General features: G+C 37.1%; 12 protein-coding genes. 8 read left to right on the forward strand and 4 right to left on the reverse strand.

Features of this window, described 5'->3' with window-relative positions; all coding sequences use genetic code 11:
• The first annotated feature begins 117 nt into the window (after positions 1-117).
• From BUE24_RS04685 to BUE24_RS04720, 8 genes are all read left to right on the forward strand, one after another.
• Positions 118-813, forward strand: a complete 696-nt coding sequence (locus tag BUE24_RS04685) for an ABC transporter ATP-binding protein (protein ID WP_342039420.1) — start codon at positions 118-120, stop codon at positions 811-813.
• 12 nt (positions 814-825) lie between these two features.
• Entirely contained in the window at positions 826-1566 is a 741-nt protein-coding gene (locus tag BUE24_RS04690) for a DUF2927 domain-containing protein (protein ID WP_073314511.1), read from the forward strand.
• A gap of 92 nt (positions 1567-1658) precedes the next feature.
• Positions 1659-3008 (forward strand): DNA recombination protein RmuC, encoded by a 1350-nt coding sequence (locus tag BUE24_RS04695; RefSeq protein ID WP_073314513.1) that lies wholly within the window; start codon positions 1659-1661, stop codon positions 3006-3008.
• 10 nt (positions 3009-3018) lie between these two features.
• Positions 3019-3345, forward strand: a complete 327-nt coding sequence (locus BUE24_RS04700; RefSeq protein ID WP_073314515.1) for a hypothetical protein — start codon at positions 3019-3021, stop codon at positions 3343-3345.
• Between the two features lie 4 nt (positions 3346-3349).
• Positions 3350-4519, forward strand: a complete 1170-nt coding sequence (locus BUE24_RS04705) for a serine hydrolase domain-containing protein (protein ID WP_084549406.1) — start codon at positions 3350-3352, stop codon at positions 4517-4519.
• Between the two features lie 133 nt (positions 4520-4652).
• A complete protein-coding gene (locus tag BUE24_RS04710; protein ID WP_073314517.1) occupies positions 4653-5021 on the forward strand; it encodes a 6-phosphogluconate dehydrogenase in 369 nt (122 codons plus the stop codon).
• Positions 5022-5027: 6 nt separating this feature from the next.
• A complete protein-coding gene (locus BUE24_RS04715; protein WP_073314519.1) occupies positions 5028-5570 on the forward strand; it encodes an acyl-CoA thioesterase in 543 nt (180 codons plus the stop codon).
• Positions 5571-5642: 72 nt separating this feature from the next.
• On the forward strand, positions 5643-6023 hold the full coding sequence (locus BUE24_RS04720; RefSeq protein WP_073314521.1) for a c-type cytochrome: 381 nt from the start codon (positions 5643-5645) through the stop codon (positions 6021-6023).
• A 6-nt stretch (positions 6024-6029) separates the two neighbouring features.
• Here the strand turns inward: BUE24_RS04720 and BUE24_RS04725 are convergent, their stop codons facing one another.
• The 4 genes from BUE24_RS04725 to BUE24_RS04740 form a co-directional block, all read right to left on the reverse strand.
• Positions 6030-6386 (reverse strand): T9SS type A sorting domain-containing protein, encoded by a 357-nt coding sequence (locus BUE24_RS04725; RefSeq protein WP_073314523.1) that lies wholly within the window; start codon positions 6384-6386, stop codon positions 6030-6032.
• Positions 6387-6509: 123 nt separating this feature from the next.
• Positions 6510-9815 carry a VCBS repeat-containing protein gene (locus BUE24_RS04730; protein ID WP_073314525.1) on the reverse strand — a complete coding sequence of 1102 codons (3306 nt, stop codon included), beginning with the start codon at positions 9813-9815 and terminating at the stop codon, positions 6510-6512.
• Positions 9816-9893: 78 nt separating this feature from the next.
• Positions 9894-11657 (reverse strand): RagB/SusD family nutrient uptake outer membrane protein, encoded by a 1764-nt coding sequence (locus BUE24_RS04735; protein WP_244548121.1) that lies wholly within the window; start codon positions 11655-11657, stop codon positions 9894-9896.
• Between the two features lie 11 nt (positions 11658-11668).
• Positions 11669-15118, reverse strand: a complete 3450-nt coding sequence (locus BUE24_RS04740) for a TonB-dependent receptor (RefSeq protein WP_084549407.1) — start codon at positions 15116-15118, stop codon at positions 11669-11671.
• Positions 15119-15208: the final 90 nt, after the last annotated feature.

The following is a 15208-nucleotide window of genomic DNA, read 5'->3' on the forward strand; positions in this document are numbered from 1 at the left end:
ACCCAAAAAATTTAACCTATCGACCCCGATAATCTTCATATCGTATTAAGAACGGAAGACCTTTCTATTGGTTATCAAACCAAAAACGAATTAAAGGTAGTTTCTGCAGATCTCAATCTGAAATTATACGAAGGAGAACTGGTAGGACTAGTAGGTGCAAATGGTATCGGTAAATCTACTTTATTAAGAACATTATCCAAGGTACAATCTCCTTTGCACGGAAAGGTGATCCTCTCTGAGAAAGAACTCAGTTCTTATAAATCAATTGAGTTAGCTGCTCAACTTAGTATTGTACTTACTGAGCAAATTGCTTCCAAAAACCTCACGGTCCAAGAACTTGTTGCTCTTGGCAGACAACCCTATACTAATTGGGTAGGTAAAATGACCGAAGAGGATATAGAAAAAGTAAAAAAAGCAATCGACGTTACCCATATTAACGATCTGGTATCCAAACGTTGTTATGAGCTTAGTGATGGTCAGCTTCAAAAAGCACTAATAGCAAGAGCAATAGCCCAAGACACCCCATTTATTATGCTCGATGAGCCCACAACACATTTGGACATTTATCATAAAGCATATATCTTAAAACTACTGAAAAGACTGGCCTTTGAGACCAAAAAAACCATATTATTTTCTACTCACGAGATCGATTTTGCCATTCAATTATGCGATAAAATGATCGTGATGAACAAAGACGGTTATGAATTTGGCAGGCCCAAGGAATTGGTACAAGCAAGAGCCTTTTCTGGATTATTCCCCGAAGACCTAATACTTTTCGACTCAAAATCCGGCAGGTATAAAGTCAGAAACTAAACTTAAAAAGCTATGAAAACATTTTACTACAAACTCTTTGCACTTCTGTTTATTGTTACACTAACATTTTCTTCTTGTTCTAGTGATGACTCTACAGAACCAGATGGGATGGAAAACCCTGATGAGAATGGACTAACGGATTATCAAAAAGACGTTGTCACTTACTTCAAAGAAGTAGCTTTAGGATTCGAGTTTGGAAATGCTAGCAGAATTACCCGAAAATGGAATACGGATATGAAAATTTTTGTAGACGGTACCCCAAGTACAGCTTTGAGAGATGAACTAGATAGAATCATTGCAGAAATAAATGCACTTACCACCGATGGATTTATGATAGAAATCGTTCAGGATCAAAATGAGTCCAATTATTTTATATTCTTTGGATCTGGAAACGATTATGCTTCGATTTACCCTGATCAATCTTCATTTGTTGTCAATAACTGGGGGCTTTTTAGTGTATTCTGGAACGGCAATAACGAACTTAATGGCGGACATATGTATGTGGATATTGTAAGAGCAAATGAAGCTGCACAAAAACATTTATTACGAGAAGAACTCACACAATCTTTGGGGTTAGCCAGAGATTCCAGTAGGTATCAGGATAGTATTTTTCAAGCGGCATGGACTACTACTAATGAATATGCTACTATCGATACAGACCTCATCCGATTACTATATCATCCGGAGATGGAAATTGGATTAGACGATACTACCGTAGAAACCTTATTGATTGCTATACTCACAGCTCCGTAAACTCTTATTTGTTGTTTGCAATTTCCTTATAGCAAAAGCGACGTTTCTTAGTTCTAATCTTTATCTTTGAATACAATAAATTCAAAGATTAGATGACAGAATACACACCGATCATTATTGCTGTTGGGGCAATGGTTGCAGCCATTATTGTTGGGTTCTTTATAGGTAAGTATGTGGCTTCATTAAAGTACAAAACAGATAGTAGCACAGTTCAAGAGCGGGCAAATCAACTACAATACCAATATGATGAACTCAAAAAGGCTTCGGAAAAGCAGTTGGCAGAGCTAACACAAGATCGGGAAGGTATCCGAAGAGAAAAAGATTTCTTGAATACTGAATTGACTCGTAGAAATACGGAATTTGAAGCTTTACAGATAAAAAATAAAGAACAAAAAGAAGAAGTTGAAAAGCTACAGGAGAAATTCACCAAAGAATTCGAAAATTTAGCCAACAAAATCCTCGACGAAAAGTCCAATAAATTTACAGAACAAAACAAGGAAAATATCAAAAACATTCTTAATCCGCTTCAGGAGAAGATCAATACCTTTGAAAAGAAAGTTGAACAGACTCATAAAGAAAGTATCGACTATCATGCTGCGCTGCGACAGCAAATACTAGGCCTTAAGGATCTTAATGAACAGATGAGCAAAGAAGCTACCAATTTGACCAAAGCACTGAAAGGAGATAGCAAAATGCAAGGAAATTGGGGTGAATTGGTGCTTGAAAGAGTACTCGAGAAATCTGGTCTGGAAAAAGATAGAGAATACTTTGTGCAACAAAGTTTTACCAATGAAGAAGGACAACGCGTAATGCCAGATGTCGTGATCTATCTCCCAGATAATAAAAAAATGATAATTGACTCTAAGGTAGCATTAACTGCCTACGAGCGTTTTACCAATGAAGAAGACGATACCCAAAAAGCTATCCATTTAAAAGAGCATATTGGTTCTTTAAAAAGACACGTGGATCAACTTTCAGAAAAAAATTATCAGGATCTCTATGATATCGATTCTCCAGATTTTATTTTGATGTTTGTTCCTATCGAACCTGCATTTGCAATAGCTATAAACGAGGATAACAAACTCTATAATCAGGCTTTTGAAAAGAATATTGTAATCGTAACACCTTCTACCCTTCTGGCAACATTGCGTACCATAGATACCATGTGGAATAATGAAAAGCAACAACGTAATGCCATTGAGATCGCCAGACAAGCTGGGGCATTATATGATAAGTTTGAAGGCTTGGTAAAAGATCTTACTGGTGTAGGTAAAAAAATTGATGATGCCAAAAAAGACTATTCTGCTGCAATGAATAAATTGGTAGAGGGACGAGGTAATCTTATTACCAGTGTCGAAAAACTAAAGAAAATGGGAGCCAAAGCCAAAAAAGCGTTACCAGAAGCTATCATCAAAAGAGCAACTGAAGATTCAGATCTATAAAACTTTTAGCATGGGACCTAGTATATCAGAAATTATTTATTACATTTTTTTAGGATTAGTTACTTCTTTGGGACAACTATTTCTAGTGGCAATTTGCGTGTATTATCTTTTTAAAAGAGGTCCAAAAGCGGATAGTCTTTTATTAGTGATTGGTAGTGGATTATCTATTTTAGGAACTATTACCAGTCGGGTTGGGATCGGTTATGCTACTACCTGGGGATCCGACAAATATCTAATTTTCTCTTATTTTTTACAGGGGCTTTTCTTTTTAAGTTCACTCCTATTTGCCGTTGGTTTCCTGCTTTTAGTTCGACGAATCACCAAGAAACAACTTTAATTTTATGATTTCAATCCATCTCACACCAATTTCTCGTCTTTTTAGTAGTATACTACTCTTATTATTTATGTACTCCGGTTGGGGACAACAATTGTATTTTCCTGAAAGAGGACAATGGGAAGAAAAAACACCAACATCATTTAAGATCGACTCTCAAAAACTACAAGAGGCCATAGATTTTGCCAAGATTAACGAATATTCTGGTGCCAAAGATTTAAGACAAGCGATATTAAAAGGATTCGAAAGAGAACCCTATCATAAAATCCTAGGCCCTACCAAAAAGAGAGGAAATCCAGCGGGTGTAATTCTAAAAAATGGATACATCATAGCGCAATGGGGTGATACCGAGCGAGTAGATATGACTTTTAGTGTCACCAAAAGTTACTTGTCTACCATGGCAGGGCTCGCTGTAGACGCCAACTTAATCTCTTCTGTAGATGATTTTACACACACTTATCTATGGGATCAAACCTTTGATGGAGTTCACAACAAAACGATTACCTGGCGTCATTTATTAACACAATCCTCCGATTGGTCAGGTCAATTATGGGGAGGATATGACTGGGCAGACAGACCCCCAAGAGAAGGAGGAATAGACGACTGGAAATCTCGCAAGTTCGACACCCCGGGAACTGTTTTTGAGTATAACGATGTACGCGTAAATGTACTGGCATATTCCTTACTTAACGTTTGGCGTAAACCTTTACCTCAAGTACTAAAGAAAAAAATTATGGACCCCATTGGCGCATCAACTACCTGGAGGTGGTTTGGGTACGACAACTCTTGGGTCACTATAGACGGTTTAAAGATGCAATCGGTAAGTGGTGGTGGGCATTCTGGTGGTGGACTTTTTATCAACACCCTGGATCATGCCAGATTCGGACTCTTATTTTTGAACAATGGTAAATGGAAGAACCAACAATTGCTATCGCCATCCTGGATAAAAGAGGCTATACAACCTTCGCAAGCTAACTCGAACTATGGATTTATGTGGTGGCTCAATCAAAAAGGAGCTCGTCATTGGGAAGGGCTTCCAGAACATCTGTATTATGCGGCCGGTTTTGGAGGAAATTTTATTGTTATCGATCAAAAAGAACAATTAGTGGTAGTAACCCGATGGTTAGAGCCTAATCAAATTGATGAATTTATGACCAAAGTCTATCAGGCACTATGAAATGAGTATAAACAAAATTAATTTTTTGTTTACTCACTTAAATAATTAAATTTTTTATGCGAAAACGAAGTGGTTGATCTAAGCAGAAATTTTTTATTTGTTTTATCACCAGAAAATAAAAATTTTCAAATAGATGAAAAAAATACTAGCCATAATTATTGCTGTTATTTTGCTGCTATTTGCGGGTTGGTATGCTACCGTATATTATACCACTTATAGCAAAGGAACACGCAGTGGCGAGCTTATTAAATTTAGCAACAAGGGTGTTGTTTTTAAAACCTGGGAAGGCGAAATCAGTCAGGGAATATCAGGAGCGCAAATTTTTAGTTTCTCTGTAGAAGATAGTGACAAGGAAGTGATCAAAAAGCTTCAGAAATTTCAAGGACGTTATGTAAAACTTACCTACAAAGAACGATTTGCAACCATCTCCTGGTTGGGCGACACCAAATATTTTATTGTAGACGTAGTAGAAGAAATCTCTCCACATTTCAGAAATAAATAACTTGCTATGAAAAAATATAAAACCAATAAAGATTCCAGAGTACTGATTTCTGAACTCATGCTTCCCTCCCATTCTAATTTTAGTGGAAAAATACACGGAGGTTATATTCTTTCGTTAATGGATCAAATTGCCTTTGCATGCGCTTCCAAACATTCTGAAACTTATTGTGTAACAGCTAGCGTGGATAAAGTAGATTTCCTGAAACCGGTAGAAGTAGGAGAACTAGTAACCTTAAAAGCTTCTGTAAATCATGTTGGTACAACCTCTATGGTGGTTGGAGTGCGGGTTGAAGCTGAAAATATACAAACGGGTAAAATCAAACATTGCAACTCTAGTTACTTTACGATGGTAGCCAAAGACAATGCCGGAAAAAGTGTGGCGGTACCTGGTTTAATATTAGAGAATAAAACCGCCGTACGACGTTTTGTAAGAAGTATTATCAGAAAGGAAGATGCCAAAGTAAGACGAGGGCGTTTTAAAGCTTCAGAATTTGAATACGAGTCACATTTGGAATTACTGAAGGAATATAACGTTAAAATTGAACTATAATTTAGCTGTATATTTCCCGTTATATAGGTAATTCTTGAATCTTTTGTATATTTCAGAGAAAAACCCCACGCTATGAAAACTATATGTTCAAAATTTTTACTTTTCAGCTTATTGCTTATACTTGCAAGTTGCGGTGGTAGTGATGATTCTGATCCAGATGCAGGACCAGATCCGGATGTAAATCCTAATCCAAATAAAATAACTACCTATGATGCGGATGTAAAGGCGATCATCGATGAACACTGTTTAGAATGTCATACTATTCCATTGGCTCAAGGTGCTCCTTTCCCAATGAGAAATTATGATGAAACCATTATCGGAGTAAACAGAGATCTGGTATTAAGAATGGTTTCTAATAGTGTAAATAACGTAATGCCTCCTGCAGGAAGGTTACCACAAGAAACTATTGATGTCATTCTAGACTGGGAAGCTGATGGTTTTTTAGAAAGATAGAGCTATTTATTTGTTATTTATAGCGTCCTGTCCTTTATAAAATCTTCCAATTGCGACATAATTACCAGTATACACTTCTACCAGATAGTGCCCTTTCCTAAGGCCAGACACATCGATATCTCGTTCTAAGTGTAACTTTTTCTCTAGTCTAACTAGTCCTCCTTTGTCCATAATTTTGATCTGGAGAGGTCCTTTTACATCCAAATTGGTTTTGATTGTAATCAAACCTGATGTAATAGCGGGAGCAACTTCTACAGAAAACACTTCATTGTTTACCTTTATAGGATTTGTGCTTTCAGGAAGGTTGGGGTATACCAAGGTCATACCTGCGAATAACAAAAAATAGAGTAATACTTTTTTCATGTGACTGCTTTTACTACAATTTACTAATAATCAATAATATAAGTCGTTAACAAACACATAAAACAACAGATCTTTTGAAATTTTGACAAAAGATTATGATTTGTTGAAAAGCTACGCTCAGTTTTAATTTTCGGTTTTAACTTCTACAAATTGAAGGTAATCATTGTTCTTTGCCGATATGATATACTCAGTCTTTTTGTTAGAAATTAGCGCCATATCCTTTACATCTCCAGAAATGAATAATCCGCTCTCTGAAGCTGAAATGGGATCAAAACCGCCCATTCCGTTTCCTTTTAGGAACAAACCATAACCCGCATCATTTCTCGGGGTTTCTACTTCAGAAGCATATAGGTTTCCTGCAACTACTGCATCCATATTTCCATCTTTATCAAAATCCTTCACCAAAACCTGATTGATTGAAGACAATTGCGCTTCTACAGGTAGCACATGTACCTTAAATTCGGTTCCATCTTTATTTTCAATATAAATACTTGCAAAAGACTTAACCTGATAATGCAAAGAAGAATCCAAGGACTTTTTGGTATATACTTCAACCAACGTTGCTTCAGAGAAACTTTTGTAGTCTTTGAACTTATATTCTATCCCTGGGATTTGCTCTGAAGAACATTGTCTCCCCCTAACGGGAAACTGCTTCCCGTCATTAAAATAACTCAATACGATATCTGAAGAATTATTTTTATCAAAATCATTCACATAAATATCAAAGGTTTCATCTTCGGTGGCCTGGTATTTATAATTGAGTCCATTATTTCCTAAGATATAGTCCATATCTCCGTCATTATCAAAATCTCCCTCTGCTATACTCCACCACCAACCGGTAGTATCATCGCCCAACCCTAATTGTTCTGTCCTTTCTTCGAATCCTGCTTTCGTGTTCTTAAAAACCCGTACTGGCATCCATTCTCCCACAATAATCAGGTCTGGCCAATCATCATTGTCTATATCTGTAACTACTGCACTGGTTGCCATCCCCAGTCCTGTTAGTTCCTTCGCCATTTTTTGAGTAACATCTTCAAATTTTGGAACCCCATCGCTACTCACGTTTCGTAACAAGTAGCTATTTGCAGGGCTTGGGTAATGCCATGGCACCTGTCTACCCAGCACCAAAATATCTTCTTGTCCGTCTTTATCAAAATCTAGGTTATACACACGAGATCCACTGGTTAACATTTGAGGTAAGGTACCTTCTTCTGCTTTGGATAAATTTCCTTTACCATCATTGATATAAATCCGATCCTGTAATTGTACGGCATCTGGAGCAAACTCATATCCACCACTTACCACATACAAATCTTTATCTCCATCCTGATCTATATCAAAAACAAGGGCTCCAGTATCTTCGCTTTTCTTATCCGCTTCAAAACTATCTGTCTCTAACTTTTTAAAACCCGTCTCTTCTTGCAAATACACACTTCCTGCAACTCCAGAAGCTCCTCCTACAAAATAGTCTTCTAATCCATCATTATTAAGATCTCCAACCGCTAATGCAGGGCCAAAACGAGACATTCTATGTGGTAGTAGCACTTGTATTTTAAAATCATCATAGGAGTTTTCTTTGTGTTTGTGTGCCGGAAATGAGGTTTCTGCTAAAGAAGAGAACAATGTTTGTCTTTCACCTTCTGAGGAGTCATTTTGAACAGCATCTGCATATGCTAAAGTGAGTATCTGATTTCCAGAAACTCCTTTAAGATCTTGTGATTTACCGTCTGGCCATACCACTTTAACTTCTTCTATTGCAGTCTCTGAACCGATTCCAAAATGCATTTCGGGAGCTACCGAAGATTGAAATCCACGAGTAAGTGTCAATTCCTGCATTTGAGTTTGATCTGCTATAGTGACATAAACTCTGGCTCCCAATCCAAATGTGTTATTTTGATCTCCTTTGAATCGAACCGTAAGATAATTATGAAGCTGTGCGCTTTTATTTTCAAAAACAGAAGCGTGATCGTCAATATTATTGGTCACAATTTCCAGATCTCCATCGTTATCCAGATCTGCATAGACCACTCCATTTGAAAAACCTTCGTATTCAATACCCCATTCTTTATTGATCATTTCAAAATTGTAATCTCCTGTATTGCGATACATGAAGTTATCTATTCTTTCTGAAGGTATTTTTAGGCTTTTTTGTAATAAACTATCACTATCGGCCGATAATCGATCAATTTTCTTAAAATAGTCATTATTGTTTATTTCTCGTCTTGTCCCGTTAGAAACAAACAGGTCTTTGTAACCGTCGTTATTGAAATCTGCAAATAATGGCCCCCAGCTCCAATCTGTAGAAGAGGTTCCTGTTATTCTGGACACATTTGTAAATTGAGGAACACCATCTTTAATAATTCCGGTGTTTTGTTGTAGACAGTTATGCATGTATTGATAATGAAAGCCTGAATTTACGGTACTCCAAAACAAACTAGGATTCATACTGGCCATGTTGGCTTTTTTCCTCCTATTGGATTGCGCATCCATGTCCACCTGAAAAATATCCAGATTTCCATCATTGTTGAAATCTGCGATATCTGCTCCCATACCAAAAAAAGCGGTTTGCGAAGTAGCTTCTTTTACGACTTCTCTAAATGTACCGTCTTGATTGTTGATGTATAAATAGTCTGGCGTACTAAAATCGTTAGACACGTAAATATCTGGCCAACTATCATTGTTTAAATCTCCTATAGTTGCGCTAAGGGTTAACCCAAAACTCCTCACATTGGCTTCCTTGGTTACATCTACAAATTTATCACCATCGTTACGGTACAAATGATCAGATTCATGATCTTTTAATGTTCGCATTTTGAATGCATAATAGAAATTAGGAGCATTAAAGCTGGTAGGAGGATAATTGGCTACATACAGATCCAGATCCCCGTCCTTGTCGTAATCAAAAAACGTAGCCTGCACACTGTTCCCTATATCAGCAATACCATATTCTTCAGCTCTTTCTGAAAAAGTATTGTCCTTATTATTGATAAATAGTTGATTGTATTTTGGTTCAAACTTACCTCCTACTGAACAATAAATATCTAGATAACCATCATTATTGATATCTACCATAGTAACCCCTGTATACCATCTGTCGTCTCCTGAAACTTTGGCAGTTGTTGTAATATCTTCAAAAGTAAGATCTCCTTTATTGAGATATAATGCATTAGCCACCTGATTTCCTGTAAAATACAAATCTTTTAGTCCATCGTTATTGATATCTCCAACAGCTACTCCTCCACCCATATACAAGTATGAGTAGGTAAAATAGTTTAGAGAATCAGTCTCGGTAAGGATGTTACTAAATTCAATACCTGTCGTTTTTGGGGTTAACCTTTCGAAAATTTTCTCATCAAAAGATATTTCTTCTTTTGTACAACTCCCTAAAATCAGCCCTATAATCAGGATTTTCAAATATCTCAATGTCATTTTCTTTTATTTAAAGAAGCAAAAAAACAGTATGCATAACATACTGTTTTTTAGAAAACAATTCAAACTAAAAACAATTTAATATCCATCGTTTTGCATGATAACACCACCGCTCACATCAATTACACTTTGTGCAATTGGATATACAACACTTCTTGCGGGAAAGGTTACTCCACTAAGATGCGTACGCTTGGTGCCTTCAACAGCAAGGTAGGTATTAATTGTATTGACGGCTTCGCCGCGTCTTACTAAATCAAAGAATCTATGTCCTTCGAGTGCAGTTTCAATTCTGTACTCGTGTGCTACAGCTCGTATTGCTTGTGCTTGATCTGTAAAGGTTCCATAAGTACTAATTACATAATTAGCAGCTGGTGTTGCGGTTGGGTTACCGTCTACATCCAACGTTCTTACAAAATCTTCTGGATTGGCCGCACGCATTCTTACTCTATCCACTAGTGCTGCTCCAAGATCACCCTCACCATTAGCAGCCATGATCTCTGCTCTCCATAAAAGAATTTCAGCAAAACGAATAATATTGGTGTTAATCGCACTTACAGCAGGAGCCCATGCACTTGGTGCATCAATAGAAGGATCGTTAAACTGGCTAGCTCTAAATACCGAAACTTTTTGTAAGTACGGTCCTCCATTGGCCGGGTTTCGAATCCAGGATTGTCCTGGCATAATTCCCCAACCATTAAAATCTATTCCTCTTCGACCTACTTTCCAATCTAATCTTGGATCCAATTCACCTGTGAATGGTGTAAAAGGATCTTCTGCAGGAATTCCATCATCATTGGTTACATCAACATCATTAAATGTATCCAACAATGGTAATCCAGAAGCATCGGTCTTATAGGCATTCACCAAATTTTGTGATGGTTGGAAGAAACCACAACAAGCTCCTCCTGTAGTACCTACTGGTGCTCCTTGAGGAAAATTAAGTGCTTGTCCCCAAGTACCATTATCATCATTTGCAGCTCCATCACTAACCGTATGTTGTACCGCAAATATAGATTCACTAGAGTTTTTTGTCGCTGCATTAAAATTATCAGAATATTTCATCGTCAGACTATACGGACCTCCATTGATAACATTATCCAATATTGGACTTGCCGCAGCATAATCTAATTGGTACATATGGGCCTTAGCCAAATAAGCAGTGGCTGTCCAGCTATTTGCTGCTCCAACAAATCTTGACGTTTCAGGAAGATTATCTATAGCATACTGAAAATCGGCTTCGATTAATGCCCAAGAATCTACATTTTCGTTAGTCTGAGATTCTGTTATCGTTTCATCGATATAAGGAATTTTACCCCAAATCTTTTTAGCTTCAAAATGGTAATGTGCTCTAAGGAACCTACCTTCTGCTTCAAACTGTGCAGCTTCAGCCGCAGTTAGCTCTCCACGTTCTAAACCTGTTTGAGCTCCACGGATTGCTTCATTACTTCTTGCTACTCCTTCAAAAATAGCATTCCATAAAAAACCATAATAACTGTTTTCCGTAGCTAAAGCTCTATATGCCTCAATATTATCAATAATAGGCTGATCTCCAGGATCACTACCCTTGTATGCATTATCTGATGATACCTCTCCGTAAATCCAGTGCGAAGGGTCTGATCGCCATGGGTCAGACGTTGAAACATTAAGATCCAACATTCCATAAGCTGCTGTTAATTGTGAACTTACCCAACTACTATCAAACACAATTACATCTTCACTCAACTGACCTTGCAACGGGATTTCTAACTCGTCTTTACAAGCCTGGAATATCGTACCAGCAAGTAACAAAACAGTCATTACTTTGATTGTTCTGATTTTCGAAAGTTTATATATCTTAATCATTGCTATTTTTTTTAAAATGAAACGTTTACTCCCAGGTTTACTGAACGTGAAACTGGGTATGCTCCTCTATCAACTCCGATTTCCAGGTTGGCTTGTTGTTGGTTGGTGTAGTTTGATAAATTGATCTCAGGATCTAAACCAGAATAATCAGTAATCGTAATCAGGTTCTTTCCTTGTAAGAAAAATCTAATCTTATCTAACTTCAATTTTTCACTAATTGCATCTCCCAAGGTATATCCAACGGCTATGTTTTTTAATCTTACATAAGATCCATCTTCGATATAGTAGGATGATCCTACAGACTCATCTGCACTAAGCGTAAATGCAGGTAAAGTACCTCCTGGATTTGTTGGAGACCATGAGTTTCTAATATAATCTAAACTTCTAGCTCCTTCAAAATTTGAGAAATCTGTCCAGAATCTAGTTAGATTATAAATATCATTTCCTTGAGATCCTTGGAAAAGCATCGATAAGTCGAAATTCTTATACGTAGCATCGAAATTGATTCCGTAAGTGAAATCAGGATGCGGGCTTCCGATAATATCTCTGGCATCTCCCGTAATAATAGCTCTACCTGTATTTGGGTCTATTCCTTCCCAAGTAAATCCAACAAAAGAAGAAATAGGCTCACCTGCTAATGTATTGGTCGTTTCGAATCTAGTCTGCGATCCTAAATTCGGATTTGCAATTACTTGATCCAAGTTGCTCTCATCCAAGAAATCCACTTCATTCTTATAGTGAGAAACGTTAAGACCTACCGAATACGTAAAAGCTCTTTCGGGATTACTAGAGTACGTAATTCCTAAATCAAATCCTCTATTCGTCATCTGACCAAAGTTTCTAAAGATAGAACCAATAGTATTACCAAACACAGTAGGATCTACTGGTACTGCCAATAACATATCTTCGGTTACGGCTTCGTACACGTCTAAATCAACACTTAATGCATTGTTGAACAACGTAGCAGCAATACCAATGTTAGTTGTGGTTGTGGTCTCCCAGGTAAGATCTGGATCTCCTATATTAGATAAGAAAAATCCAGTATTCCCATTATAGTTATAAAAGTTCAGGTTCGAAGCAAAAGACGTGATTCCTCTAAACGCAGGAATCGAGTTGTTTCCTACTTGTCCCCAGCTAAACTTTAATAATAAATTATCAACTATGGGAGAGTCCTCAAGGAAATTCTCTCCTGATAATCTCCATCCTAAACTAAATGCAGGGAAAACAGCATCTTGATTACCTCCTTCAAAAAGTGAAGACTGATCTTGACGAACAGTAGCACTTACCAGATATTTATCGTCATATGCATAATCTACTTTTCCGAAGACAGAAAAACTAGAAGATTTTGACTGTCCACTACCTACTGTTTGCACACCTGTACCTGCGCTAATGAAGGTAAAATCAGGATCATCCTGTAAGAAATTTGTTACCTGCGCAAAGAATTGTTCGAATCGGTTCTTTTTAAATTCCGTACCTACGAAAGCATCTACACTATGTACACCATTAAAGATCTTTTTGTACTGTAAAATATTGTACCAGTTTGTATTAAAAATATCTGTAGATGTTTCTCTTAACAAGTTTACTTGTCTCGCTGCAGAATTTTCAAAATCTACAGGTCTAAAGAATGAAAATTTAGTAGCTGTTAAATCTGCAGTAAATGTAGTTTTTAAGGATAACCCATCAAAAATGTCTACTTCTGCATAGATAGAACCTAAGGCTCTAATAGTTTCTGTAGGGTTTTCTGCATTTCGATCAGCTTGTCCAATTGGGTTAGAAGCATTACCAACTCCACCAATACCGGCTGTACCTGCATAATTTCCTTGAATATCAAAAACAGGAATTAAAGGATTACTACGATATAAGGATGCAATTTGTCCTTCATTATTCTGGTTACTTGAACTCCCTACAGGGTCAATAATTCCGATTCGTTCTGAATACGATACGTTTACCGACTCTCCTAATCTAAGACGATCAGTAATATCAAATTCAGAGTTTACTCTAAGGTTATATCTTTCAAAACTAGTCGCACGTCCTACCCCTTCTTGATCTAATAAACCAAGTCCTACGTACAACTTCGAATTTTCTCCTCCTCCAGTAGCAGAAATATTATGTTGTTGTACAAAGGCAGTATCAAAAAATGCATCAAACCAATCCGTTCCTGCCTGATTTGCTCTAGTAATTCTATTATTTGGAAAACTATACGTACTCTCATCAAGTGTTCCCACAAAACCTTCAGGAAGAATGTAATCCGGAAGTACTGGATTAGGTCCTGTACCATATTGTGGATGAGAAAGTGCCAAACCATCATTTGATAGAGCTTGCCAGCGTGCATCTGCAATTTGTTGCGGTGTAGCAAACTCCGGAAATACAGATTCTGGAATAAAATCAACACCAGTTAGTGCACTATAATTAAAAGAAACTTTATTGTTCTTGTTTCCGTTTTTTGTCGTAATTACGATAACACCGTTTGCAGCACCAATACCGTAAATAGAAGCTGCTGCTGCATCTTTAAGAACCTGAATGGATTTGATATCATTAGGGTTTAAATCATTTAAACCTTGTCCTGTTTGTACCCCGTCGATTACATATAATGGATCATTACCATTAATAGTACCATATCCACGAATTCTTACTGCCGAGTTTCCTCCTGGTCCACCTTCAACACCAACAGTAACACCCGCTGCTTGTCCTTGTAACGCCTGCTCTAAACTAGCAGGAGTAGTCGCTGCAATAGCCTCAGATTCTACTATAGTTACAGATCCAGTGATGCTTCTCGCACTTTGTGTTGTATATCCTGTTACGATTACTTCACTAAGTTCGCTAGCATCTTCTAGCAAAGTAACATCCATTGAAGATTGACCTGCAAATGTTAGTTCTTTGGTTACAAAACCAATATATGAAAAGACTAAAATATCACCGCTAGAAACTTCTAACGTATACTTTCCATCAAAATCAGTTTGTGTACCTGTCGAAGTTCCTTTTACCAATACATTTACTCCTGGTAATGGAGATCCGTCGGATGTACTTACCGTTCCAGAAATTGAAGTTTGAACAGTAAGTGCGTCTGAAAACGTTTTCGTAATTGGCTCAATTTTTTGCCTTGATATGACAATTTGCCGATCAATAACTTTGTATACCAGACCTGTTTGCGTTAATGCCTTATCCAGTATTTCGTTTACTGTAGATCTTTTTAGATTAAGCGTTACTTTATGATCCTTTTTTAATACGTCGTCTTTGTAGAAAAATATAAACTCACTTTGAGAATGAATCTGCTCGAACAGATCTTCCAAAGTTGCGTTTTCGACGTTAATAGTAAGCTTTGTTTGTGAGTAAGAGTTATATGCGTATGCACTCGATAGCCCCAGACACAAGAATAAAATAAAAACCCTCATAATGGTTAATAAAAAATTGTATGTCTTCTTTTTGGATAAAAAAGAGTGACAGTTAGCTTTTTTATTCATAATTTTGTTTTTTATGCGTTAAGTATTGCTTTACGCAATACGAGATGACTCTGGTCAGAAAATGTTGCCGCATTTTCTGACTTTTTTATG

It is taken from the genome of Aquimarina spongiae (genome assembly GCF_900141785.1).
Taxonomy (GTDB): Bacteria; Bacteroidota; Bacteroidia; order Flavobacteriales; family Flavobacteriaceae; genus Aquimarina; species Aquimarina spongiae.